This window comes from Streptomyces sp. AMJ-169, from assembly GCF_055597585.1.
In genome coordinates this window covers 134,487-159,076 of the sequence record NZ_JBVLTJ010000013.1, presented here as the reverse complement: position 1 = coordinate 159,076, position 24,590 = coordinate 134,487, and the positions used below count along the sequence as shown (strand labels likewise).

The 24,590-nt window shown below is 71.1% G+C and carries 22 protein-coding genes, 1 tRNA gene and 1 pseudogene; 20 read left to right on the top strand and 4 right to left on the bottom strand.

The genetic code is table 11. The features are described 5' to 3' along the window. Positions 1-53: 53 nt before the first annotated feature. Positions 54-459: pseudogene (locus tag ACYUD3_RS29240) on the bottom strand (SCO7613 C-terminal domain-containing membrane protein); the annotation flags it as partial. A gap of 435 nt (positions 460-894) precedes the next feature. On the opposite strand from ACYUD3_RS29240, the gene ACYUD3_RS29235 reads away from it, so the two are divergent. Together ACYUD3_RS29235 and ACYUD3_RS29230 are read left to right on the top strand one after the other, a co-directional pair. After that, positions 895-1,335, top strand: coding sequence for an SRPBCC family protein (locus tag ACYUD3_RS29235; RefSeq protein WP_470976116.1), 441 nt, complete (start codon positions 895-897; stop codon positions 1,333-1,335). Between the two features lie 39 nt (positions 1,336-1,374). After that, a tRNA-Val gene (locus ACYUD3_RS29230) sits at positions 1,375-1,446 on the top strand. 46 nt (positions 1,447-1,492) lie between these two features. Here the strand turns inward: ACYUD3_RS29230 and ACYUD3_RS29225 are convergent. Next, positions 1,493-2,221 carry an exonuclease domain-containing protein gene (locus ACYUD3_RS29225; protein ID WP_470976114.1) on the bottom strand — a complete coding sequence of 243 codons (729 nt, stop codon included), beginning with the start codon at positions 2,219-2,221 and terminating at the stop codon, positions 1,493-1,495. A gap of 193 nt (positions 2,222-2,414) precedes the next feature. Between ACYUD3_RS29225 and ACYUD3_RS29220 the strand changes: the two genes are divergently transcribed. The 4 genes from ACYUD3_RS29220 to ACYUD3_RS29205 all read left to right on the top strand — a co-directional run bounded on the left by ACYUD3_RS29220 (position 2,415) and on the right by ACYUD3_RS29205 (position 6,938). Further along, a complete protein-coding gene (locus ACYUD3_RS29220; RefSeq protein ID WP_470976112.1) occupies positions 2,415-2,981 on the top strand; it encodes a DUF4365 domain-containing protein in 567 nt (188 codons plus the stop codon). Between the two features lie 28 nt (positions 2,982-3,009). Further along, entirely contained in the window at positions 3,010-4,245 is a 1,236-nt protein-coding gene (locus ACYUD3_RS29215; protein ID WP_470976109.1) for a hypothetical protein, read from the top strand. Between the two features lie 90 nt (positions 4,246-4,335). Continuing rightward, complete coding sequence (gene thrS / locus ACYUD3_RS29210; protein ID WP_470976106.1) at positions 4,336-6,312, top strand: threonine--tRNA ligase; 1,977 nt, start codon at positions 4,336-4,338, stop codon at positions 6,310-6,312. Positions 6,313-6,392: 80 nt separating this feature from the next. Further along, positions 6,393-6,938, top strand: coding sequence for an HIT family protein (locus tag ACYUD3_RS29205; protein WP_470976103.1), 546 nt, complete (start codon positions 6,393-6,395; stop codon positions 6,936-6,938). A gap of 42 nt (positions 6,939-6,980) precedes the next feature. Here ACYUD3_RS29205 and ACYUD3_RS29200 read toward each other — a convergent pair whose 3' ends face one another. Continuing rightward, entirely contained in the window at positions 6,981-8,642 is a 1,662-nt protein-coding gene (locus ACYUD3_RS29200) for a hypothetical protein (protein WP_470976100.1), read from the bottom strand. A 226-nt stretch (positions 8,643-8,868) separates the two neighbouring features. Beyond that, positions 8,869-11,064, bottom strand: coding sequence for an elongation factor G-like protein EF-G2 (locus tag ACYUD3_RS29195; protein ID WP_470976097.1), 2,196 nt, complete (start codon positions 11,062-11,064; stop codon positions 8,869-8,871). Between the two features lie 212 nt (positions 11,065-11,276). On the opposite strand from ACYUD3_RS29195, the gene pgsA reads away from it, so the two are divergent. From pgsA to ACYUD3_RS29125, 14 genes are all read left to right on the top strand, one after another. Continuing rightward, positions 11,277-11,999, top strand: coding sequence for a phosphatidylinositol phosphate synthase (gene pgsA / locus ACYUD3_RS29190; protein ID WP_470976348.1), 723 nt, complete (start codon positions 11,277-11,279; stop codon positions 11,997-11,999). After that, positions 11,996-12,898, top strand: a complete 903-nt coding sequence (locus ACYUD3_RS29185; RefSeq protein WP_470976093.1) for a phosphatidylinositol mannoside acyltransferase — start codon at positions 11,996-11,998, stop codon at positions 12,896-12,898. Before pgsA ends, ACYUD3_RS29185 begins: the two co-directional genes overlap by 4 nt. After that, positions 12,895-14,061, top strand: a complete 1,167-nt coding sequence (locus tag ACYUD3_RS29180; RefSeq protein ID WP_470976090.1) for a glycosyltransferase family 4 protein — start codon at positions 12,895-12,897, stop codon at positions 14,059-14,061. The genes ACYUD3_RS29185 and ACYUD3_RS29180 overlap by 4 nt, the downstream gene beginning before the upstream one ends. Positions 14,062-14,446: 385 nt before the next feature. Continuing rightward, entirely contained in the window at positions 14,447-14,983 is a 537-nt protein-coding gene (locus tag ACYUD3_RS29175) for a hypothetical protein (protein ID WP_470976088.1), read from the top strand. Between the two features lie 137 nt (positions 14,984-15,120). Next, a complete protein-coding gene (gene pdxS, locus ACYUD3_RS29170; RefSeq protein WP_470976085.1) occupies positions 15,121-16,026 on the top strand; it encodes a pyridoxal 5'-phosphate synthase lyase subunit PdxS in 906 nt (301 codons plus the stop codon). A 5-nt stretch (positions 16,027-16,031) separates the two neighbouring features. Beyond that, positions 16,032-16,637: a pyridoxal 5'-phosphate synthase glutaminase subunit PdxT gene (gene pdxT, locus ACYUD3_RS29165; protein ID WP_470976082.1), complete on the top strand. Its 606-nt coding sequence runs from the start codon at positions 16,032-16,034 to the stop codon at positions 16,635-16,637. Between the two features lie 48 nt (positions 16,638-16,685). Then, positions 16,686-17,438 carry a YebC/PmpR family DNA-binding transcriptional regulator gene (locus ACYUD3_RS29160; protein ID WP_470976079.1) on the top strand — a complete coding sequence of 251 codons (753 nt, stop codon included), beginning with the start codon at positions 16,686-16,688 and terminating at the stop codon, positions 17,436-17,438. Between the two features lie 200 nt (positions 17,439-17,638). After that, entirely contained in the window at positions 17,639-18,169 is a 531-nt protein-coding gene (gene ruvC, locus ACYUD3_RS29155) for a crossover junction endodeoxyribonuclease RuvC (RefSeq protein WP_470976077.1), read from the top strand. Next, positions 18,166-18,771, top strand: coding sequence for a Holliday junction branch migration protein RuvA (gene ruvA, locus ACYUD3_RS29150; RefSeq protein WP_470976074.1), 606 nt, complete (start codon positions 18,166-18,168; stop codon positions 18,769-18,771). The genes ruvC and ruvA overlap by 4 nt, the downstream gene beginning before the upstream one ends. A 230-nt stretch (positions 18,772-19,001) precedes the next feature. Continuing rightward, the gene (gene ruvB / locus ACYUD3_RS29145) at positions 19,002-20,072 is read left to right on the top strand and encodes a Holliday junction branch migration DNA helicase RuvB (RefSeq protein ID WP_470976071.1); all 1,071 of its coding nucleotides are present in this window, start codon (positions 19,002-19,004) and stop codon (positions 20,070-20,072) included. Between the two features lie 302 nt (positions 20,073-20,374). Further along, positions 20,375-20,947, top strand: a complete 573-nt coding sequence (gene yajC, locus ACYUD3_RS29140; protein WP_470976068.1) for a preprotein translocase subunit YajC — start codon at positions 20,375-20,377, stop codon at positions 20,945-20,947. A 135-nt stretch (positions 20,948-21,082) separates the two neighbouring features. Then, on the top strand, positions 21,083-22,849 hold the full coding sequence (secD, locus tag ACYUD3_RS29135; protein ID WP_470976065.1) for a protein translocase subunit SecD: 1,767 nt from the start codon (positions 21,083-21,085) through the stop codon (positions 22,847-22,849). A gap of 3 nt (positions 22,850-22,852) precedes the next feature. After that, positions 22,853-23,962 carry a protein translocase subunit SecF gene (secF, locus tag ACYUD3_RS29130; protein WP_470976061.1) on the top strand — a complete coding sequence of 370 codons (1,110 nt, stop codon included), beginning with the start codon at positions 22,853-22,855 and terminating at the stop codon, positions 23,960-23,962. Further along, positions 23,959-24,498, top strand: coding sequence for an adenine phosphoribosyltransferase (locus ACYUD3_RS29125; RefSeq protein WP_470976058.1), 540 nt, complete (start codon positions 23,959-23,961; stop codon positions 24,496-24,498). The genes secF and ACYUD3_RS29125 overlap by 4 nt, the downstream gene beginning before the upstream one ends. Positions 24,499-24,590: the final 92 nt, after the last annotated feature.

Sequence of the window (24,590 nt, the reverse complement as noted above, 5' to 3'; positions counted from 1 at the left end):
GCCGCTCCGGTAAGTCGGTTGGGCTGGTCCGTCGGGTCAGCCCTTCCTGCTCGCTAGTTGAATCGGCCCAGCGTCTCCCGTACTCGTCGTACATCTCTCAGTCTGCGTTCGTACGTCGCGCCGAGCGTCAGCAGTAGGGCGTCGGCGAGGGCGGGATGGGTCCAGCGGGGTAGTGCACCGGCCAACTGGGCTAGGTATGGGGCCAGTTCGTGCAGTGCGGTCAGTAGGAGTGCGGCGCCGCCGAGCAGTGTCAACGCCAGTGCTGCCATGCCCAGCAGTAGCGGACGTGACCAGCCTGGGTCTGTCCAAGTTGCCGCCAAGCTGGGGGGGAGCGGGGCCGTATGCCGGCCATGAGTTCAGCTCTGGGGTGCGGTGGCGGACCTAAGTGGCCATTAGGAGGAGGGTGGTTGCCGCGTAGGCCGCTGGGCGGCGGTCGGGGCGGGTTGCTGTGGCTGCGGCGGTGCCGGTGATTTCCGTGGCGATTACGCTGGTTGTGCCCGTCAGGCGCTTCCCGCCGGTCGCGCTGGCCGTGCCCTTTGCTCGGAGAGTGCCCTTCACGCTGGACACGCCGGTCGTGCCCTTCGCGCCGAGCGTGCTGATCGTGCCCTTCGGGTTGATCGCGCCGGTCGGCTCCTCCGTGCCCGCCGCTCCCGTCACGCTCTTCGCGCCCTCTGTGTCGAGGCCGAGGTGCCAGGGTGTACAGCGCCGTCAGCAGGCTCCCGCGGCGGGTCGGCAACTGGGCTCTGCGGGTGTCCAGTTGCCACAACTCGGCGTCCAGGAGGCGGAGTTCCTCGGCCGGTGGCGGTAGGTGGGGCATGGGAGCAGAGCGTGGTGCGTGGCGGCATGAGTCGGGGTACTCAGGCGCGCTCCTCAGATCACGGGCACACTGGGACCGTGGACTGGACCTACTACCGTTTCCGCAGCGTCTGGGAGCTGGCCGCGCCCGTCAGGGACGTGTACGGGGTGCTGGAGCGGGCCGAGGAGTACCCGCTGTGGTGGCCGCAGATCAAGGAGGTCACGGCGCTCGACGGGCACAGCGGGGTCGTACGCGTGCGGTCCTTTCTGCCGTACGAGCTGGTGTTCACCGCGCGGGAGGTGCGGCATGAACCCTTCGTGCTGGAGATCTCCATGAGCGGGGATCTCGAAGGGTGGGCGCGGTGGACGCTCGTCGCGGGGGCGGGCGGGACCGTCGCCCGGTACGAGCAGGGTGTGCGGGTGCGCAAAGCCGCGCTGCGGTGGTTCGCCGTTCCCGGGCGGGCGGTGTTCCGCGCCAACCACTGGCTGATGATGCGCGGCGGGCGGCGCGGGATCGGCGAGAGGCTGCGAACGGTTTGAAGGATCGCCGCGCGGGCCTGTATTGTTCGACGCGTTCCCGGGCGATTAGCTCAGTGGGAGAGCGCTTCGTTCACACCGAAGAGGTCACTGGTTCGAACCCAGTATCGCCCACCGGGAAAGGCCGGTCAGCCTAGTCTGACCGGCCTTTGCGTTACCCTCACGCCGCCTCCGACAGCGGCGCCGGCCGCACCGGCCACGCCGGATCCACCGTCTCCTCCTGCCCGCTGCGCGCGAACCACGCCTGAAGCCCCCGCGCCTGCGCCGCGTGCCACCCCGTCTGGAGCGAGTGCAGCTCAACCGGGGAGAGCCGCTCGAGCCGGGCCGAGAAACGCCGCCCGACCGCCCGGACGACCTCCAGCGCCGCCAGCGCGTCCGCCGCCGCGTCATGCGCCTCCGCCAGCGTCACCCCGTAGTGCGCGCACAGGTCCGTCAGCGTACGGCGGCCCTTGCGGTAGCGGTCCAGCTGCTTGTCCAGGACCCTCGGGTCCAGCACCCGCAGCGGCGCCGGCTCCAGCCGCCGCTCCAGCGACGACGCCCGGTGCCGGCGCAGCTCACGGTCGAGCAGCGTCAGGTCGAACGGCGCGTTCATCACCACCAACGGCCGCCCGGCAGCCGCCTGTTCGGCCAGCAGTTCCGCTATTTCGTGCATCACGGGCGCCGGCCAGCGGCCGTTGCGCTGGAGGTGGTCGTCCGTCAGCCCGTGCACCGCCGTCGCCGCCTCGGGCACCGGCACACCCGGGTTCACCAGCCAGCGGCTCACCCGCGGCCGGGTGCCCGTGGCGTCCTGGACGACGAGCGCGGCCGACACGATCCGGTCGGTCTCGACGTCCACTCCTGTCGTCTCCGTGTCGAAGGCCGCCAGCGGGCCCTCGTACCAGGTCGTCATATCCCCACAACCCCTCGTTCACCCTCAGCAGTTGACATACCGTCTTCTGCCCGTTTGGTGATACCCGGGCCGTTTGCGCCGTACGCCGGAAGGACACAACAGGAGTGCGGGTCTTTGCAGTTCAGCGGGCCGGAACTGGAGACCTTCCGCGACATTCCGTCAAAACACCTCACGGGGAAGGGTGTTCACAGCCATGGCGATAGCGCAGCCCGAGCGGGGCGGGCTGCTGCCCGGACGTACGGGCGCGCAGCGCGGCACCCTCGCCACCACCGCCTGCATGGAGACCTTGCAGGTCGGCTATCTGCACGCGGTCGCCGCCGCGGCCGGCTGCTCACTGTCCCAGCCGTTCCCGGACAACGGCATCGACTGGCACGTCAGCCACAGCGCCCCCGGGCACACCGTCGACGACGAGGTCACCATCAAGGTCCAGCTCAAGGCGACCTACCAGCTGCCCCCGCACCCGCCGGGCCGCACCTTCCCCTTCGTCCTGGAGAACGACCACCTGCGCAAACTCGCCCGCACCCCCGTCTCGGTGCACAAGATCCTGGTCGTCATGCTCGTCCCGCGCGCCCAGGACGACTGGCTGCGCGCCGGCCACGACCACCTCGACCTGCGGCACTGCTGCTACTGGGTCAACCTCGCGGGCCACCCCGTCACCGGCCGCACCCGCACGACCGTACGCGTCCCCACCGCGCGCATCTTCGACGACCGGGCCCTGTGCGACATCATGACGCGCGTCGGGACCGGCGGCCGACCATAGAACAGCAGATGAGGAGGGTAGGACGACCATGAGCCACCGCCCCCTTGAGGAGCCCCTGCGGGCCGTGCGGTCCCACCCCGAACCGGGCTGGGACCGCACCCCCGACCCCGCGGCCGTCGACCCGGCCGTCCTCGCCGCCCTCCTGCGCCGGCACGGCTGGCAGCGGCGCGGCGGCGCCCCCGGACGCTACGGCCGCTGGACCCCGCCGGGCCCCGGCGCCGGCGCCACCAGCCTCCTCGTCCCCGAGAACCGCACCTTCCCCGACAGCGACGACCTCCTCGGCGAAGCCCTCCAGGCCCTCGACCGCTCCGGCGCGGCGGCCGCCCGCGAGGTCCTCCTCGCCCTCGCCGTGCCCAGCGACGAGATCCGCTGGCAGCGCGACGTCCCCGACGGACCCGCCACCTGGAACACCGACGACGAACTGCGCACCGCCGCCCGCCGCACCCTCCTCGCCGCCGCCCTCGCCACCCGCGCCCGCGCCGGCTACCACGGCGCCCGCCACCGCCGCTCCGCCGCCGCCCTCCTCGGCGAGGTCCTCGTCGGCTCCGCCACCGGCGGCCGGGCCCTCACCGCCTTCGTCCCCGTCGACCCCGCCCGCCCCCTCGCCGTCCGCCTCCACCAGGCCCTGCACGCCGTCCGCGAGGCCATCGACTACCAGCGCGCCACCGGCGGCATGGACGCCTTCGACGGCGCCATAGAGGCCGGCGCGAGCCGCGAGCTGACCGAGGCGCTGACCTGCCTGATACGCGGTACGGAAGGCGCCCGCGTCGCCGTCGACTGGGCGCCCGGCGCCGGCGTCCCCGAAGGCTGCTCCGCCACCGGCGAGCCCGTCGAGTTCTCCCCCGGCGACCTCCCCGCCCTGCGCGAGGCCGGCGCCCGCTATCTGCGCGAGGAGCCCGCCGTCCAGGCCACCGTCACCGGCACCGTCGTCCGCCTGCGCCGCTCCGGGCCGCGCGGGGACGGGAACGTGCGGCTGAGGGTGCTGGCCGGGGCCGAGATACCGCAGGTCAGGGTGCGGCTCGGGGAGGAGGACTACCGGATCGCCGGACAGGCCCACCTGCTCGGGCTGCCGGTGCGGGTGCGCGGCCGGCTGGAGAGCCGCGGCGGGTTCCGGCGGCTGGCCGGCGCCTACGGCGTCGTACCCGTCGAGGTCGACGAGGAGGAGCGCGACCGGCTGCTCAAATCGCTCCAGGAGGATCTCGACTTCTTCGAGGAGGCCTGCGGCGGGGAGCTGGACGGGGATCTCGACGTCGACGAGGACTGACTTCGACCGGCGGTGCGCGGGGTCGGTACGATCCTGTCCTGCGCGCGCCCTCGTACAGCGCCGCATTTCACCTTCAGGCAGGAGAGACCGGTGTCAGACGTCCGTGTGACCATCCAACGCGATTCCGAGCGGGAAGAGCGCGTGGTGACGACGGGGACTACGGCCGCCGACCTCTTCGCCGGCGAGCGCTCGATCGTCGCCGCGCGCGTGGGCGGCGAGCTGAAGGACCTGGCGTACGCCGTCGGCGACGGCGAGACGGTCGAGGGCGTCGAGATCTCCTCCGAGGACGGTCTCAACATCCTGCGCCACTCCGCCGCCCACGTCATGGCCCAGGCCGTGCAGGAACTCTTCCCCGAGGCCAAGCTGGGCATCGGCCCGCCGGTCAAGGACGGTTTCTACTACGACTTCGACGTCGAGAAGCCGTTCACGCCCGAGGATCTCAAGGCCATCGAGAAGAAGATGCAGGAGATCCAGAAGAAGGGGCAGAAGTTCGCCCGCCGCGTGGTGACCGACGAGGCCGCCCGCGAGGAGCTGGCGAACGAGCCGTACAAGCTGGAGCTGATCGGCCTCAAGGGCTCGGCCTCCTCCGACGACGGCGCGGACGTCGAGGTCGGCGCCGGTGAGCTGACGATCTACGACAACCTGGACGCCAAGACCGGCGAGCTGTGCTGGAAGGACCTGTGCCGCGGCCCGCACCTGCCGTCGACGCGCCAGATCCCGGCGTTCAAGCTGATGCGCAACGCCGCCGCGTACTGGCGCGGCAGCGAGCGCAACCCCATGCTCCAGCGCATCTACGGCACCGCCTGGCCGTCCAAGGACGAGCTGAAGGCCCACCTCGACTTCCTCGCCGAGGCCGAGAAGCGCGACCACCGCAAGCTCGGCAACGAACTCGACCTCTTCTCCATCCCCGAGCAGATCGGCTCCGGCCTCGCCGTCTTCCACCCCAAGGGCGGCATCATCCGCCGGGTCATGGAGGACTACTCGCGCCGGCGGCACGAGGAGGAGGGGTACGAGTTCGTCTACACGCCCCACGCGACCAAGGGCAAGCTTTTCGAGCAGTCCGGGCACCTCGACTGGTACGCCGACGGCATGTACCCGCCCATGCAGCTCGACGAGGGCGTGGACTACTACCTCAAGCCGATGAACTGCCCCATGCACAACCTGATCTTCGACGCGCGGGGGCGGTCGTATCGCGAACTGCCTTTGCGGCTCTTCGAGTTCGGGACGGTGTACCGGTACGAGAAGTCCGGTGTCGTGCACGGGCTCACCCGGGCGCGCGGGTTCACTCAGGACGACGCGCACATCTACTGCACGCGTGAGCAGATGGCGGACGAGCTGGACAAGACGCTCACGTTCGTCCTGAACCTGCTGCGGGACTATGGCCTCGACGACTTCTACCTGGAGCTGTCGACGAAGGACGAGAACAAGTTCGTCGGGAGCGACGAGGTCTGGGAAGAGGCCACCGAGACGCTGCGGCAGGTCGCCGAGAAGCAGGGGCTGCCGCTGGTGCCGGACCCGGGTGGGGCCGCGTTCTACGGGCCGAAGATCTCCGTCCAGGCGCGCGACGCCATCGGGCGGACCTGGCAGATGTCGACCGTGCAGCTCGACTTCAACCTGCCGGAGCGGTTCGACCTGGAGTACACCTCGGCGGACGGTTCGAAGCAGCGGCCGGTGATGATCCACCGGGCGTTGTTCGGGTCGATCGAGCGGTTCTTCGCGGTCCTCCTTGAGCACTACGCGGGGGCGTTCCCGGCGTGGCTGGCTCCTGTGCAGGCGGTGGGGATTCCGATCGGGGACGGGCACGTCGAGTACTTGCAGGAGTTCGCGGCGGAGGCCCGTAAGAAGGGGCTGCGGGTCGAGGTGGACTCTTCGTCGGACCGGATGCAGAAGAAGATCAGGAACGCTCAGAAGGCCAAGACGCCGTTCATGGTGATCGTGGGCGACGAGGACATGAGCGCGGGCACGGTCTCCTTCCGCTACCGGGACGGTTCGCAGGAGAACGGGATTCCGCGTGACCAGGCGCTGGCGAAGCTGATCGACGTGGTCGAGCGGCGCGTCCAGGTCTGATCGGTACGGCTGTCGGGCCCCCGGAGTCCGCTCCGGGGGCCTTTCCCTGCCCCTACGCGGGACGCAATATGCTGCTCACCATGACGAGTGAGCCGGAGCAGCAGATCGGAGTGGGCGTGCCGGACGCTTTCCAGCGCCTGTGGACGCCTCACCGGATGGCCTACATCCAGGGGGAGAACAAGCCGACCGGCCCGGGGGTCGACGACGGCTGCCCGTTCTGCTCGATCCCGGCGAAATCCGACGTGGACGGCCTGATCGTCAAGCGGGGCGAGCTGGCGTACGTCGTGCTGAACCTCTATCCCTACACGGGCGGCCACGCCATGGCCGTCCCCTACCGGCACGTCGCCGACTACACCGACCTCACCGACGCGGAGACGGCGGAGGTGGCGCTGCTGACCAAGCAGGCGATGACCGCGCTGCGCAAGGCGTCGGGGGCGCACGGCTTCAACCTGGGGATGAACCAGGGGGCGGTGGCGGGGGCGGGCATCGCGGCCCACCTGCACCAGCACATCGTCCCGAGGTGGGGCGGGGACACGAACTTCATGCCGGTGGTGGGGCATACGCGGGTGCTGCCGCAACTGTTGGCGGACACGCGGCAGATGCTGGCGGAGGCGTGGCCGGCCTGATCTACCGGCGTCGCCTGGGGAGGGTGTCCCCAGGCGACGGCTTCACGCGTCGTACGTGTCGGCCTTCTTCGGCGACGCGTCCTGCACCCCGCCGCTCAGCGCCCCGGCGCGTGCCACGAACTTGTCCACGTTCACGTCATGTTCCTGAAGCACCCGGATCGTCGCCGCGTGCACCACGCGCAGGACCGGGGCCGCCGCGCGCAGGGCGTCGTCGGCCATGAAGCGGTGTTTCCACGGCTGGTCCGCCCACGCGTGGCGCAGGCCGAAGGGCTCGGGGAGGCCGATGGAGCCGCCGAGCCACTGGAGCAGCGGGGGGTACCAGCTGATCGTCGCGCGGGCGGCGAGGCGGACGACCTCGTCGGGGGTGACCAGCGGGAGGCTTATCTTGCGGGTCTCCCAGAAGCGGACGGTCTTGGCGACCTCCTTGGAGGGGGCCTCCGGCTTGGACATGAACAGGCCGTTGACGGGTCCGAGCGCGTGCCCGGTGACCTCTATGCGCAGCGTCTCGTGGAGCACGGTGACGGTGATCATCATGGTGAGGATGAGCTGGCTGTCCCAGGTGATCCACTGGACGCCGAGGTAGTGCCGGTTGCCGCCGCCGAACTGCTGGGTGTTGCAGATGTCCTCTATGGCCTTGGGCTTGAACTGGTAGGCCTCGACGTCGGTGCCCTCGGGCCGGGAGACGGCTTTGGCGCCCTCGCCGACGTGGGTGACGACCCAGTGCCGCACGGACGGCTTGGGGAAGCCGCCGGTCTTGAGGTGCTGGCGCTGGAGCAGGTTGAGCTGGTCGCTGATCGCGCGGGCGACGGTCCAGCTGCGGAACTCGTGGATGCCCTTGACGGGGTCGAGGGGGACGAGTTCCTCGGCGAGGTGCCAGGAGCCCCAGCGGGTGCCCATGCCGAGGATGCCTTTGGGTCCGGCGTAGAAGACGCCGTTGGACTGCTGTTCGGCGGCGAGGCGGGCGAGGGACTGGCGCAGCTGTTCGGCGGCGGCCTGGTCGGGGCTGGTGGGGACGGCCTCGGGGATCTTCGCGCCGACGCTGCCGCCGGAGAGCAGGCTCTCCCAGCGTTCGCGCAGGTCTTTGGCGGTGGACTCGCAGATGCGGCGGGCGATGTACCAGCCGGCGACGGGGACGACGACCGCGCCGCGCGCGTACCAGCCGAGCAGTCCGGTGAGGGGCATACGGATCAGGAAGATCACGGCGACGACGCCGACGGCGACCAGGAGGGCGGTCGCCAGGCCCGAGGCGCGTTTGTTGCTCGACTTGCCCATGCTCGCGCGGAGTTGGAAGACGATCAGCCAGACGAGGAGTCCGGGCAGGAAGACGAGGCCGCACAGGACCATGACGGCGGCGAGCTTGCGGTCGCGCTCGCGGCGGATGTTGTTGGCGGCGAGGCAGTGTTCGACGACGACCTGGGGTTCGGCGCCGAAGGACTGGATGAGGGGTTTGCGGCCGACGCCGAGCATGCGGTCGATGACGGCCTGGGAGAAGGCCTCGCCGAGGTTGGGGCGGAAGATCTTGGCCCAGCTGCGGCCGGTGCTGACCGACGACTGGTGCCACTCGTTGTCGGCCTTCTTGATGTCCTCGGCCGGGTTGTCCCGGTAGGCGGCCGACGCCAGCGCGAAGGTCGCCGTCTGGCCCCCGTCGCCCATGAGAGGCACCTGTGGGCCGAAGAGGTCGCCGTACACACTGTCAACGGTCATTTACCGCCCCGATCGCCGCCATACCCGCTGCCGCCTTCTCCGCTTCTGCGGCCTTCCCGACTTCCGCCCTGCGCACACCTGTTGATCAGGTCATCAGCGTATCCGCCCCCACTGACAACCGGACACGGGACGGCCGGATCCGGTGGTACGGGCACAGGGGGCGCACGGATGCACCCCCTGAACCCCCGGGCCCCGCAAGGGGAACCGTCCCCTCCGGGGGCAACCGCTAGGCGTCCTGCTCCTGTTCGCGCACCTTCTCCGCGACGTGCGCCGGCATGGGTTCGTGCCGGGCGTAGGCGCGGTCGAAGCGGGCGGTGCCGTGGGACAGGGAGCGCAGGTCGACGGCGTACCGGCCGATCTCGATCTCCGGCACCTCCGCGCGGATCAGCGTGCGCCCGCCGTCGGTCTGTTCGGTGCCCAGGACCCGGCCCCGGCGCCCGGACAGGTCGCTCATGACGGCGCCCACGTAGTCGTCGCCGACCAGGACGCCGATCTCGGCGACCGGCTCCAGCAGATGGATCGCGCTGCCCCCGGCGGCCTCCCTGAGGGCGAGGGCGCCGGCGGTCTGGAAGGCGGCGTCGGAGGAGTCCACGGAGTGGGCCTTGCCGTCGAGGAGGGTGACGCGGACGTCGACCAGGGGGTAGCCGGCGACGACCCCGCGCGCGGCCTGTGCGCGGACGCCTTTCTCGACGGACGGGATGAACTGCCGGGGCACGGCTCCGCCGACGACCTTGTCGACGAACTCGATGCCGGAGCCGCCGGGCAGCGGCTCGACCTCGATCTCGCAGATCGCGTACTGCCCGTGCCCCCCGGACTGCTTGACGTGCCGCCCGCGCCCCCCGGAGCGCTCGGCGAACGTCTCGCGCAGGGACACCTTGTGCGCGACGACGTCGACCTGGACGCCGTAGCGGCTGCGCAGCCGCTCCAGGGCGACGTCGGCGTGCGCCTCGCCGAGGCACCACAGGACGACCTGGTGGGTGGCCCCGTTGTGCTCCAGGCGCATGGTGGGGTCCTCGGCGACGAGGCGGGCGAGGCCCTGGGAGAGCTTGTCCTCGTCGGCTTTGCTGTGCGCCTGGATGGCCAGCGGCAGCAGCGGGTCCGGCATCTGCCATGCCTCCATGAGCAGCGGGTCGTCCTTGGCGGACAGGGTGTCCCCGGTCTCCGCGCGCCCGAGTTTCGCGACGCACGCGAGGTCCCCGGCGATGCAGTGGGTGAGGGCGCGCTGGTGTTTGCCGAAGGGCGCGGAGAGGGCGCCGACGCGTTCGTCGACGTCATGGTCCTCATGGCCCCGGTCGGCGAGGCCGTGTCCGGAGACGTGGACGGTCTCGTCGGGGCGCAGGGTGCCGGAGAAGACGCGGACCAGGGAGACGCGGCCGACGTAGGGGTCGGAGGAGGTCTTCACGACCTCCGCGACCAGGGGGCCTTCGGGGTCGCAGAGCTTCAACGCGCGCGCGTGGCCGTCGATCGTGGTCACCCCGGGTGCCTCGCGCTCCAGGGGCGTCGGGAAGCCCCGGACGACCAGGTCGAGGAGTTCGACCGTCCCGATGCCCTGGCGGGCTCCCTCGGCGGCCGGGGCGGCGGCGAGGACGGGGAAGAACGTGCCGCGCGCGACGGCCCGTTCGAGTTCGGCGATCAGTGTGGGGACATCGATCTGTTCCCCCTCCAGGTAGCGGTCCATGAGGGACTCGTCCTCGCTCTCGGCGATGATCCCCTCGATCAGCCGGTTGCGGGCCTCCTTGATGACCGGGAGCTGTTCCTTGTCCGGTTCGGACTCCTTGCGCTCGCCGGACGCGTAGTCGAACAGGGTCCGCGTCAGCAGCCCGGTGAGCCCGGTCACGGGCGCGTGCCCGTCGGGGTTCGGCGGGCCGTGCAGCGGCAGGTACAGCGGCAGCACGGCGTCGGGGTCGTCGCCCCCGAACGCGTCCGCGCAGATCCGCGTCATCTCCTCGAAGTCCGCGCGGGCGGCCTCCAGATGCGTGACGACGATCGCGCGGGGCATCCGGACGGCCGCGCACTCGTCCCACACCATGCGGGTGGCGCCGTCGACGCCGTCCGAGGCGGAGACGACGAACAGGGCCGCGTCCGCCGCGCGCAGCCCGGCCCGCAGCTCACCGACGAAGTCGGCGTAGCCCGGGGTGTCGAGGAGGTTGACCTTGACGCCGTCCCATTCGACGGGGACGAGGGACAGCTGGACGGAGCGCTGCTGGCGGTGCTCCATCTCGTCGTAGTCCGAGACGGCGGTGCCGTCCTCCACGCGGCCCGCGCGGTTCACGGCCCCCGCGGTCAGCGCGAGGGCCTCCACCAACGTCGTCTTGCCCGATCCGCAGTGGCCGACCAGCACCACATTCCGTACGGACGCGGGATGGTCGGCCGCTGTAGCCCTGCCGGCGGCTCCGGGGTGTGCGTGTGCCTTGTCGCCCATTTCTCTGCCTCCCGAGCACGGTGAGGTCACTGAGGCGCGGGCGCGCAGGCCGGTACCGCGTCGGACGGCGGCTGCGATGGCGCCCGCGGTCCTTCGAGCTTTCCACTCCCGTCAGACGGCGTCCATACGGCGGACGCGAACCGGCCGCCCAAGGGGGTGTGACACGGGGGGTGCGGGTGCCCGACGGTCGCACACGCGCGCGCGTGGCTACGATGGGCCAGCCGGTGGCCAGCAAGGGCCGCGCGGCCACACCGACCGTCGGGAAGGCCATGCTGAACAAGTACGCGCGTGCATTTTTTACGCGTGTCCTCACACCGTTCGCCGCGTTTCTGATCAGGCGGGGGGTCAGCCCGGACACGGTCACGCTGCTCGGCACGGCCGGTGTCGTCGCGGGCGCGCTGGTCTTCTTCCCCAGGGGCGAGTTCTTCTGGGGCACGATCGTGATCACCCTGTTCGTGTTCTCCGACCTCGTCGACGGCAACATGGCCCGCCAGCTGGGCCGCTCCAGCCGCTGGGGCGCGTTCCTGGACTCGACGCTCGACCGGGTCGCCGACAGCGCGATCTTCGGCGGGCTCGCCCTCTGGTACGCCGGCAACGGCAATGACAACGTGCTGTGCGCGGTGGCGATCTTCTGCCTGGCGAGCGGCCAGGTGGTGTCGTACACGAAGGCGCGCGGGGAGTCGATCGGGCTGCCCGTCGCCGTGAACGGCCTGGTCGAGCGGGCCGAGCGGCTGGTGATCTCGCTGGTCGCGGCCGGGCTCGCCGGGCTGCACAAGTTCGGGGTGCCGGGCATCCAGTACCTGCTCCCCGTCGCCCTGTGGATCGTCGCCGCGGGCAGTCTCGTCACGCTGATCCAGCGGGTGGTGACCGTGCGCCGGGAGTCCGCCGAGGCGGAGGCGGAGGCCGCGCGGCAGGGGTCAGAGGCGGCCAAGTGACCCTCCAGGACCGGCTGACGGACGCCCTGTACGGCGCGGGCTGGAGCACCGTCAAGAAGCTCCCCGAACCCGTCGCCGTGCGCCTCGGGCGGACGATCGCCGATCTCGCCTGGAAGCGGCGCGGCAAGGGGGTGCTGCGGCTGGAGAGCAACTACGCGCGCGTGGTGCCCGGCGCGAGCCCCGAGCGGCTCGCGGAGCTGTCCCGCGCGGGGATGCGGTCGTACCTGCGCTACTGGATGGAGTCCTTCCGGCTGCCCGCCTGGAGCGCCGAGCGGGTGCGCGGCGGGTTCGACCCCAAGGACCTGCACCACCTCACCGACGGCCTCGCCGCCGGCAAGGGCGTCATCCTCGCCCTCCCGCACCTGGCCAACTGGGACCTCGCGGGCGCCTGGGTGACGACGGAACTCGGCACCCCCTTCACGACGGTCGCCGAACGCCTCAAGCCCGAGACCCTGTACGACCGTTTCGTCGCCTACCGCCAGGGCCTCGGCATGGAGGTCCTCCCGCACAGCGGCGGCAGCGCCTTCGGCACCCTCGCCCGGCGGCTGCGCGACGGCGGGCTGGTCTGCCTGGTCGCGGACCGCGACCTGTCCGCGTCCGGCGTCGAGGTCGACTTCTTCGGCGAGACCGCGCGGATGCCGGCGGGCCCCGCCCTGCTGGCCCAGCAGACCGGCGCGCTCCTGCTGCCGGTCACCCTCTGGTACGACGACTCACCCGTCCTGCGCGGGCGCGTGCACCCGCCGGTCGAGGTGCCCGGGTCAGGTACGCGGGCCGAGAAGACGTCTGCCATGACACAGGCGCTGGCCGACGCCTTCGCCACCGGTATCGCCGAGCATCCGGAGGACTGGCACATGCTGCAACGACTGTGGCTCGCCGACCTGTCTGCGAGGCCCGTGTGAGGATCGGCATCGTCTGCCCGTACTCCTGGGACGTCCCCGGGGGCGTCCAGTTCCACATCCGCGACCTCGCCGAGTACTTCATCCGGCTGGGCCACGAGGTGTCCGTCCTGGCCCCCGCCGACGACGACACCCCCCTGCCGCCCTATGTCGTCTCCGCCGGCCGCGCGGTCCCGGTCCCGTACAACGGCTCGGTGGCCCGCCTCAACTTCGGTTTCCTGTCGGCCGCGCGGGTGCGGCGCTGGCTGCACGACGGCGCCTTTGACGTCGTCCACATCCATGAACCGACGTCCCCTTCGCTTGGCCTGCTGACCTGTTGGGCCGCGCAAGGTCCTATGGTCGCCACCTTCCACACCTCCAACCCGCGCTCCCGGGCGATGATCGCCGCGTACTCGATCCTCCAGGCCGCGCTGGAGAAGATCAGCGCGCGGATCGCGGTGAGCGAGTACGCGCGCAGGACGCTGGTCGAGCACCTGGGGGGTGACGCCGTCGTCATCCCCAATGGCGTCGACGTCGACTTCTTCGCCCGCGCGGAGCCGCGGTCCGAGTGGCAGGGCGAGACCCTGGGGTTCATCGGGCGCATCGACGAGCCGCGCAAGGGGCTGCCGGTGCTGATGAGGGCGCTGCCGAGGATCTTCGCGGAGCGGCCCGAGGCGCGGCTGCTGATCGCGGGCCGGGGCGACGAGGAGGAGGCGGTGGAGGGGTTGCCCGCCGACCTGCGCGCGCGCGTGGAGTTCCTCGGCATGGTCAGCGACGAGGACAAGGCCCGCCTCCTGCGCAGCATCGACCTGTACATCGCCCCCAACACGGGCGGCGAGAGCTTCGGGATCATCCTGGTGGAGGCGATGTCGGCGGGGGCACCGGTCCTGGCCTCGGACCTGGACGCGTTCGCCCAGGTCCTCGACCAGGGCGCGGCGGGCGAACTGTTCACGAACGAGGACGCGGACGCCTTGGCGCAGACCGCGATCCGCCTGCTGGCCGACCCGGTCCGCCGGGAGGAACTGCGCGCGCGCGGGAGCGCCCATGTGCGGCGCTTCGACTGGTCGACGGTGGGGGCGGACATCCTGTCGGTGTACGAGACGGTGACAGCGGGAGCGGCAGCCGTGGCGACGGACGAGAAGGCGAGCGGGGGGTTGCGGGCGCGGTTGGGGTTGGCGCGGGACTGAGGGGGGCTTGGGCTGGAGGGGCGGGGCTGTTCTGGGCGGGGCCGGCGGCTGTCTGGCGGGGCTGGGGACTTCCGCCGGAGAGCGGGCTTTTGTGGACGTGGGCGGCGTATCCGCGCGGGGCGGGGCTTTCTGGATGGGGGCGGCGCCTGTCTGACGGCGGGCCGGGGGCCTTCCGCCGGAGATCGGGCTCTTCTGGGCGGGCCGCGCATCTCTCAGCCCGTCTGGGGGCACCTCCCTGCTCGAAGAGCTTGGGGGAGATTGAGGACAAGGCCCGTTCAGGGCCGGTGGGGGTCTGGGGGCGCAGCCCCCGGGGGCGACCACGGCCCGCACCCGACGACGATGCCTCGGTCCAGCTCCCCGGCGCCCCCCGATACTGTTGCCTCCCGTGACCGCAACCCTGATCTGGACCCTCGTCGTCCTTGTCGCGATCGGCCTCTATCTGAGCTGGACGGCGGGGCGGCTCGACCGGCTGCACTCGCGTATCGACGCGGCTCGCGCGGCTCTGGACGCCCAGCTGCTGCGCCGCGCGTCGGTCACGCAGGAGCTGGCCACCTCGGGCGTGCTGGACCCGGCCGCGTCGATCGTGCTGTACGAGGCCGCCCACGGGGCCCGGCAGGCCGAGGAGGAGCAGCGCGAGGTCGCCGAGAGCGAGCTGAGCCAGGCCCTGCGCGCGGTCTTCGAGGACCCCGTGCAGGTGGACGCGGTCAAGGAGGCCCCCGGCGGCGAGGAGGCCGCCCACGAGCTCACGGAGGCCGTCCGCAGGGTCCCGATGGCCCGCCGCTTCCACAACGACACCGTCGGCGCCGCCCGCCGCCTCAGAGCGCACCGCAAGGTCCGCTGGTTCCACCTCGCGGGCCACGCCCCCTTCCCGATGGCCTTCGAGATGGACGACGAGCCGCCGGCGGCACTGGCCGAACGCTGAAGCAGACCCTGCGTGTCCCGAAAAGATCCACGCCCCGGACATTGGCCCTTGTTGTGGACTGGTCGCCGGGCGTTTCCTCGGAGGTGTCGTAGAACCCCCCTTTTCGAACCCCCTTTTCATGGCAGTGAGGTCGATCCGTGTCCCACAGTGAGAACCAGGCGCCCGAGACCGGCACCGCGCGCGTGAAGCGCGGCATGGCCGAGCAGCTCAAGGGCGGCGTGATCATGGATGTCGTGACGCCGGAGCAGGCGAAGATCGCGGAGGACGCCGGAGCCGTCGCCGTGATGGCGCTGGAGCGGGTCCCGGCGGACATCCGCAAGGACGGCGGCGTCGCCCGGATGTCCGACCCGGACATGATCGAGGGGATCATCGAGGCCGTCTCCATCCCGGTCATGGCCAAGTCCAGGATCGGCCACTTCGTCGAGGCCCAGGTGCTCCAGTCCCTGGGCGTCGACTACATCGACGAGTCCGAGGTGCTGACCCCGGCCGACGAGGTCAACCACTCCGACAAGTGGGCGTTCACGACCCCCTTCGTCTGCGGCGCGACCAACCTCGGCGAGGCCCTGCGCCGCATCGCCGAGGGCGCCGCGATGATCCGCTCCAAGGGCGAGGCCGGCACCGGCAACGTCGTCGAGGCCGTCCGCCACCTGCGGCAGATCAAGAACGAGATCGCCCGGCTGCGCGGCTACGACAACAACGAGCTGTACGCCGCCGCGAAGGACCTGCGCGCTCCTTACGAGCTGGTCAAGGAGGTCGCCGAGCTGGGCAAGCTGCCGGTGGTGCTGTTCTCCGCGGGCGGCGTCGCGACCCCGGCCGACGCCGCGCTGATGCGCCAGCTCGGCGCCGAGGGCGTCTTCGTCGGCTCCGGCATCTTCAAGTCCGGCGACCCCGCCAAGCGCGCCGCGGCCATCGTCAAGGCGACCACCTTCTACGACGACCCGAAGATCATCGCGGACGCGTCCCGCAACCTCGGCGAGGCCATGGTCGGCATCAACTGCGACACCCTCCCCGAGACCGAGCGCTACGCCAACCGGGGCTGGTAACCGGCATGACCACTCCCGTCATCGGGGTGCTCGCGCTCCAGGGCGACGTACGGGAACACCTCGTCGCCCTGGCCGCGGCCGACGCCCTGGCCCGACCGGTGCGCCGCGCGGAGGAGCTGGCGGAGATCGACGGCCTGGTGCTGCCCGGCGGCGAGTCCACCACCATCTCCAAGCTCGCCGTCCTCTTCGGCGTGATGGAGCCCCTCCGCGCGCGCGTACGCGCGGGACTGCCGGTGTACGGCACCTGCGCGGGACTCATCCTCCTGGCCGACAAGATCCTCGACCCGCGCTCGGGGCAGGAGACGGTCGGCGGCATCGACATGATCGTCCGCCGCAACGCCTTCGGCCGCCAGAACGAGTCCTTCGAGGCCGCCGTCGATGTCCAGGGGATCACCGGACCCCCTGTGGAGGGCGTCTTCATCCGCGCCCCCTGGGTGGAGTCCGTGGGCGCCCGCGCGGAGGTCATCGCCGAGTACGACGGCCATATAGTCGCCGTCCGCCAGGGCAACGCGCTCGCCACGTCGTTCCATCCGGAACTCACCGGAGACCACCGGATGCACGCCCTCTTTGTCGACATGGTGCGCGCGAACCGCCCGGCGCGGGCCTTGTAGGATCTCTGGCGTTCGTAGATTGCTGGGTAACGCGAAGGAGACAGGCAGATGTCCGGCCACTCTAAATGGGCCACGACGAAGCACAAGAAGGCCGTCATCGACGCCAAGCGCGGCAAGCTCTTCGCGAAGCTGATCAAGAACATCGAGGTCGCCGCGCGGATGGGCGGCGTCGACATCGAGGGCAACCCGACGCTCTACGACGCCGTCCAGAAGGCGAAGAAGCAGTCGGTCCCGAACAAGAACATCGACTCCGCGGTCAAGCGCGGCGGCGGTCTCGAGGCGGGCGGCGCCGACTACGAGACGATCATGTACGAGGGTTACGGGCCCAACGGTGTCGCGGTGCTCATCGAGTGCCTCACCGACAACCGCAACCGCGCGGCCTCCGACGTACGCGTCGCGATGACCCGCAACGGCGGCAACATGGCCGACCCCGGTTCCGTGTCGTACCTCTTCAACCGCAAGGGCGTCGTCATCGTCCCCAAGGGTGAGCTGTCCGAGGACGACGTCCTGGACGCCGTCCTCGACGCGGGCGCCGAAGAGGTCAACGACCTCGGCGAGACCTACGAGGTGCTGAGCGAGGCCACCGACATGGTCGCCGTGCGCACCGCCCTCCAGGACGCCGGCATCGACTACGACTCCGCCGACTCCAGCTTCGTCCCGACCATGCAGGTCGAGCTCGACGAAGAGGGCGCCCGCAAGATCTTCAAGCTGATCGACGCGCTGGAGGACAGCGACGACGTGCAGAACGTCTTCGCGAACTTCGACGTGAGCGACGAGGTCATGGCGAAGGTCGACGCCTAGCGCCGGCTGCGGCTGGGCCGTTTCGGCGGGCCGGTGGGACACGTCCCACCGGCCCGCCGCCATTGTCAGTGGCAGCGGCTAGCCTGGCGGCGTTCACAGATCACCGTCCACGGGCCGCAACCATCAATTGAGGAACCACGGCGGTGCTCAGCCAGGTCCGCGAGAGCGGCGGCGGTTCAGCCGCAAAGGGGGGAGGGGCTGTGCGCGTACTCGGGGTGGATCCCGGACTGACCCGGTGCGGGGTCGGGGTCGTCGAGGGGGTCGCCGGGCGGCCGCTCACCATGGTCGGTGTCGGAGTCGTCCGCACGTCCCCCGACGCCGAGTTGAGCCGCAGACTCCTCGCCGTCGAGGAGGGCATCGAGCGGTGGCTCGACGAGCACCGGCCCCAATTCGTCGCCGTGGAGCGGGTGTTCAGCCAGCACAACGTCCGTACCGTCATGGGCACCGCCCAGGCCAGCGCCGTCGCCATGCTGTGCGCCGCCCGCCGGGGCATCCCCGTCGCCCTGCACACCCCCAGCGAGGTCAAGGCCGCCGTCACCGGCAGCGGGCGCGCGGACAAGGCACAGGTCGGCGCGATGGTGACGCGGCTGCTGCGGCTCGCCGCCCCGCCGAAGCCGGCCGACGCCGCCGACGCCCTCGCCCTCGCGATCTGCCACATCTGGCGCGCCCCCGCGCAGAACCGACTCCAGCAGGCCGTCGCCCTGCACACCTCGAAAGGCCGTACGACATGATCGCCTTCGTCAGCGGCAAGGTCGCCGCCCTCGCTCCCGACGCGGCCGTGGTCGAGGTCGGCGGGGTCGGCATGGCCGTCCAGTGCACCCCGAACACCCTCGCGGGCCTGCGCATGGGCCAGCCGGCCAAGCTCGCGACCTCCCTGGTCGTCCGCGAGGACTCGCTGACCCTGTACGGCTTCGCGGACGACGACGAGCGCCAGGTGTTCGAGCTGCTCCAGACCGCGAGCGGCGTCGGGCCGCGGCTGGCCCAGGCGATGCTGGCGGTGCACTCCCCGGACGCCCTGCGCGCGGCGGTCGCGAACGCCGACGAGAAGGCCCTGATCGCGGTCCCCGGCATCGGCAAGAAGGGCGCCCAGAAGCTCCTCATCGAGCTGAAGGACCGCCTCGGCGCCCCGGTCGGCGCCGCCGGGCTCGGTACCCCGGTCAGCCAGGGCTGGCGCGACCAGCTGCACGCGGCCCTGATCGGCCTGGGCTACGCGACGCGCGAGGCCGAGGAGGCGGTGACGGCGGTGACCCCCCAGGCGGAGGCGGCCGAGGGCACCCCCCAGGTGGGCCCCCTGCTGAAGGCGGCGCTCCAGACGCTGAACAGAGCCCGCTAGGGCCTGTCCGGCGGATCAGGCCGGCCGACAGCGAACGGCTGCCGGCCGGCTTACGTGAGCGGGGTCTGGTGCGTGCAGCTGCAAGGCGGAGGAGGGCGTCGACGCGGAGCGTCGGCAACCGACGACAACGCCGCAGATGCGCGTGCCAGGGCCCGCGACATCGGCAAGATCCGCCGGACAGGCCCTAGCCCTTGCCGTACGACCACCGGACCGCTACCCCCGAGGCACACATGAACTGGGACGACACGACCGACGCCGAAGCCGCCGCCGAGCGGCTCGTGGGATCTGTCGCCGACGGTGAGGACCAGGCCGTCGAGGCCGCCCTGCGCCCCAAGGACCTGGGCGAGTTCATCGGCCAGGAGAAGGTCAGGGAACAGCTCGACCTCGTCCTGCGGGCGGCCCGCGCGCGCGGGGCCACCGCCGATCACGTGCTCCTCTCCGGCGCCCCCGGCCTCGGCAAGACCACCCTCTCGATGATCATCGCCGCCGAGATGGGCGCCCCGATCCGCATCACCAGCGGCCCCGCCATCCAGCACGCCGGCGACCTCGCCGCGATCCTCTCCTCCCTCCAGGAGGGCGAGGTCCTCTTCCTCGACGAGATCCACCGCATGTCCCGGCCCGCCGAGGAGATGCTGTACATGGCGATGGAGGACTTCCGGGTCGACGTGATCGTAGGGAAAGGCCCCGGCGCCACCGCGATCCCCCTGGAGCTGCCCCCGTTCACCCTCGTCGGCGCGACCACGCGCGCGGGCCTGCTCCCGCCCCCGCTGCGCGACCGCTTCGGCTTCACCGCGCACATGGAGTTCTACGAACCGGCCGAACTCCAGCGCGTGGTGCACCGCTCGGCCGACCTCCTGGCCGTCGAGATCGACCCGGCCGGCGCCGCCGAGATCGCCGGCCGCTCCCGCGGCACCCCCCGTATCGCCAACCGCCTGCTGCGCCGCGTCCGCGACTACGCCCAGGTCAAGGCCGACGGCGTGATCAACCAGGAGATCGCGGGCGCGGCCCTGAAGGTGTACGAGGTCGACGCGCGCGGCCTCGACCGGCTCGACCGCGCGGTCCTCGAAGCGCTGCTGAAACTGTTCGGCGGCGGTCCGGTCGGCCTGTCGACGCTGGCCGTCGCGGTGGGGGAGGAGCGGGAGACGGTGGAGGAGGTCGCCGAGCCGTTCCTGGTCCGCGAGGGGCTGCTGGCGCGCACGCCGAGGGGGCGGGTCGCGACGCCGGCCGCCTGGGCGCACCTGGAGCTGACCCCGCCGCAGCGGGCGGCCGGAAGCGGGCAGCAGGACCTGTTTGGGGCATGACAACCCGCTAGGGCCGGCTCACCCCGGCCGCCGCCGGGAACCCGCCCCGCCTCCGGCGAGAAACCCGCTGGAAACCGCCCCCCGTCAACCCCCGTCACCTCACAGCCCCATCACGGCCAAGACACGGCTCAGCCACCGGCCAGGGTATTGGCCGGGTCAGGAACCCAGGTGCCATGCTGAACGTTGTTCCCTGCACGCGGACTCGCTTAGACTCCGCCGATGCCGCCCTTGTCGGCAGCATCCCCCGCCCCCAATACATCAGGCCGCTCCCCAGCGCGGTCGTGTGAAGGAAGTTCCGACCCGTGAGTATCGTGACCCTCCTCCCGTTCATCGTGCTCATCGGGGCCATGTTCCTGATGACCCGCTCGGCCAAGAAGAAGCAGCAGCAGGCCGCGGACATGCGGAACGAGATGCAGCCCGGCAGCGGGATCCGCACGATCGGGGGCATGTACGCCACGGTCAAGGAAGTGGGCGACGACACCGTCCTCGTGGACGCGGGCCCGGGGGTGGAGCTGCTGTTCGCGAAGAACGCGATCGCGACCGTCCTCAGTGACGAGGAGTACAACCGCATCGTCCACGGCATCGAGCACGACCTGAAGTCCGACTCCGACATCGTCCCCGACGACGTCTCCTCCCTCACCGAAGCCGCTGGAGCCACCGGGGCCACCGAAGCCGCCGGCGCTTCCGCCGAGACCGACAAGTCTTCCGACGCTGCCGCCGCCTCCGACGAGAAGCCTGTCGACCTCGGCAAGAAGGCCGAGTCCGCCGAGACCGAGGAGCCGGCGGCCACCGCCGCCGCGGAGCCCGCCGCCGACGCCGACAAGGCCGACGCGGAGCCGAAGAAGACCGACGGTGAATCCGACGCGAAGAAGTAGTCACGTCCCGGGCCAAGGCGCGTAAGAAAGCCTTGTCCCGGGCGTACGCATCTCGCGGGGGATTCCCGACACCATGTCATGGCCGCCGCTCGCACCGAACCCGGCGCGAGGCGGCCCGAGAGGGAGTACGAGAAGGTGGCAGCACCTAAAAAGGGCAGGAACGCGAGCGCCCAGAGCAAGCCAGGGCGCTCGCTGGCCCTGATCCTGATCGCGATCGTGGGCCTCACGGCGGGCATGTTCGCCACCGGGGACACCACACCGCGCCTTGGCATCGACCTCGCCGGCGGCACCAGCATCACGCTGGAGGCCAAGGCCGACCAGGGTTCGGCCATCAACAAGGCGAACATGGACACCGCGGTCGAGATCATGAACCGCCGTGTCAACGGGCTCGGTGTGTCCGAGGCGGAGGTGCAGACCCAGGGCAACTCCAACATCATCGTGAACATCCCGAAGGGCACCAACTCCCAGGAGGCCCGCGAGCAGGTCGGCACCACCGCCAAGCTCTACTTCCGCCCGGTCCTCGCGCAGGAGGCCACCGGCGTCGCCGCGAGCCCCTCCCCGAGCCCCTCGGCCTCCACCAGCGGCTCCCCGAGCCCGTCCGCGAGCCCGAGCAGCGGTGAGAAGGCCTCCTCCGGTTCCTCGGAATCCCCCTCCGCCTCCCCGACGTCCCAGGGCCGCGCCCTCACGGACTCCCTGAAGGCCGACGCGACCCCCTCGCCGTCCCCGACCGCGAGCGAGTCCGCCGCCACCCCTTCGGCGACCCCCTCCACCAGCGCCTCGACGGCCAAGCTCCAGGCCGACTACGCGGCCCTGGACTGCTCCAAGCCCGCCCAGCGCGCCAAGGCCGGCGAGGGCAGCAAGCCCACCGACTCGATCGTCGCCTGCGGCCAGATCAACAAGGTCTGGTACAAGTACCTGCTCGGCCCGGCCGGCGTCGACGGCACCGAGGTGAAGAAGGCCGCCGCGGTCTTCGACACCCAGGGCGCCGCGGGCTGGCAGGTGACGATGGACTTCACCTCCAAGGGCTCCAAGAAGTTCGCGGACGTCACCGCGCAGCTCGCGCAGAACCAGCAGCCGCAGAACGAGTTCGGCATCGTCCTCGACGGCGAGGTCGTCTCCAGCCCGTACGTGCAGTCCTCCATCACCGGCGGCCAGGCGCAGATCTCCGGCAGCTTCACGCAGGAGGAGGCCCAGAACCTCGCCAACATGCTGTCGTACGGCGCGCTCCCGCTGTCCTTCAAGGAGCAGAGCGTCACGACCGTCACGGCCGCGCTCGGCGGTGAGCAGCTGCACGCCGGTCTGCTCGCGGGCGCCATCGGCCTGCTGCTCGTCGTGGTCTACCTGGTCGCCTTCTACCGCGGCCTGTCGGCCATCGCGCTCGCCTCGCTGCTGTGCTCGGCCGCGCTGACCTACCTGCTGATGTCGCTGCTCGGCCCGGCCATCGGCTTCGCGCTGAACCTGCCGGCCGTGTGCGGCGCCATCGTCGCCATCGGCATCACCGCAGACTCGTTCATCGTGTACTTCGAGCGCATCCGCGACGAGGTCCGCGAGGGCCGCTCGCTGCGCCCCGCCGTCGAACGGGCCTGGCCGCGCGCCCGGCGCACGATCCTGGTCTCCGACTTCGTGTCGTTCCTCGCCGCCGCCGTCCTGTTCATCGTGACCGTCGGCAAGGTCCAGGGCTTCGCGTTCACCCTCGGTCTGACCACCGTCCTCGACGTCGTCGTGGTGTTCTTCTTCACCAAGCCGCTGATGACGCTGGCCGCGCGCGGCAAGTTCTTCGGCGGCGGCCACAAGTGGTCAGGACTCGACCCGAAGGGCCTGGGCGCGAAGGCGCCGCTGCGCCGCACCCGCCGTCCCGCCGCCGGCCCGCTCGCCGGCCCTGTCGACCCGAAGGAGGCGTGAGCGATGTCGAAACTCGGCAACCTCGGCGCCCGGCTGCACCGTGGCGAGATCTCCTACGACTTCATCGGCCACCGCAAGCTCTGGTACGGCGTCTCCATCCTGATCACCATCACGGCCATCCTCGGCCTGACGGTGCGCGGCCTGAACATGGGCATCGACTTCCAGGGCGGCGCGGTCTTCACCACCCCGAAGACCAGCGTCTCGGTGTCCCAGGCGGAGGAATACGCCAAGGACGCCTCCGGCCATGACGCGGTCGTGCAGAAGCTCGGCAACGGCTCGCTGCGCATCCAGATCGCCGGCATGGACACCCAGCAGTCCGACCAGATCAAGGACAAGCTGGCGACCGACTTCAAGGTCGACTCCGAGAAGATCGCCGCCGACCTCGTCGGCCCCAGCTGGGGCGAGCAGATCGCCAACAAGGCCTGGCAGGGCCTCGCGATCTTCATGGTCCTCGTCGTGATCTACCTGGCGATCGCCTTCGAGTGGCGCATGGCCGTCGCGGCGCTCGTCGCGCTGATCCACGACATCACGATCACCGTCGGCATCTACGCCCTGGTCGGCTTCGAGGTCACGCCCGGCACGATCATCGGTCTGCTGACGATCCTCGGTTACTCGCTGTACGACACGGTCGTCGTCTTCGACTCGCTCAAGGAGCAGACGAAGGACATCACCAAGCAGACCCGGTTCACCTACAGCGACATCGCCAACCACTCGATCAACGGCACGCTGGTCCGCTCGGTCAACACCACCGTCGTCGCCCTCCTCCCGGTCGCCGGCCTGCTGTTCATCGGCGGCGGCTTCCTCGGTGCGGGCACCCTCAACGACATCTCCCTGTCGCTGTTCGTCGGCCTCGCCGCCGGCGCCTACTCGTCGATCTTCATCGCCACCCCGCTGGTCGCCGACCTCAAGGAGCGCGAGCCGCAGATCAAGGCCCTCAGGAAGCGCGTCCTCGCCAAGCGCGCCGAGGCGGGCCCGGAAGAGTCCCAGACCGAAGCGGAGGGCTACGACGCCGACGGCCCCGAGGACGAGGCCGCAGCCGCCGTCGTAGGCCCCCGCAACCAGCCCGCGTCCCGTACCCGTGGCCGCGGCCGTCCCTCGGGGAAGCGCCGATGACCGAGCTGAAAGAGCTGCTGCTCAGCCGTATCCGCGATGTCGCGGACTACCCGGAGCCCGGGGTGATGTTCAAGGACATCACGCCGCTGCTCGCCGACCCGGCCGCCTTCACGGCGCTCACCGACGCGTTCGCGGAGATCGCGGTGCGCACCGGCGCCACGAAGGTCGTCGGCCTGGAGGCGAGGGGCTTCATCCTCGGCGCCCCCGTCGCCGTCCGCGCGGGGATCGGCTTCATCCCGGTCCGCAAGGCCGGCAAGCTCCCCGGCGCGACCCTCGCCCAGTCCTACGACCTGGAGTACGGCTCGGCCAAGATCGAGATCCACGCCGAGGACCTGGCGCCCGAGGACCGGGTGCTCGTCGTGGACGACGTCCTCGCCACCGGCGGTACCGCCGAGGCGTCGATCCAGCTGATCCACCGCGCGGGCGCCGAGGTCTCCGGCGTCGCCGTCCTGATGGAGCTGGGCTTCCTGAACGGCCGCCCCCGCCTGGAGGCCGCCCTGCGCGGCGCCCCGGTCGAGGCGCTGCTGACGGTCTGAACACCGCCGTAGAGCGAGAGGCGGGGCCGGAGAGAGCCGGGCCCGCCTCTCCCCTTTCCCCGGGCTGATCCCTAAAAGTCCCCTAAAGGGAA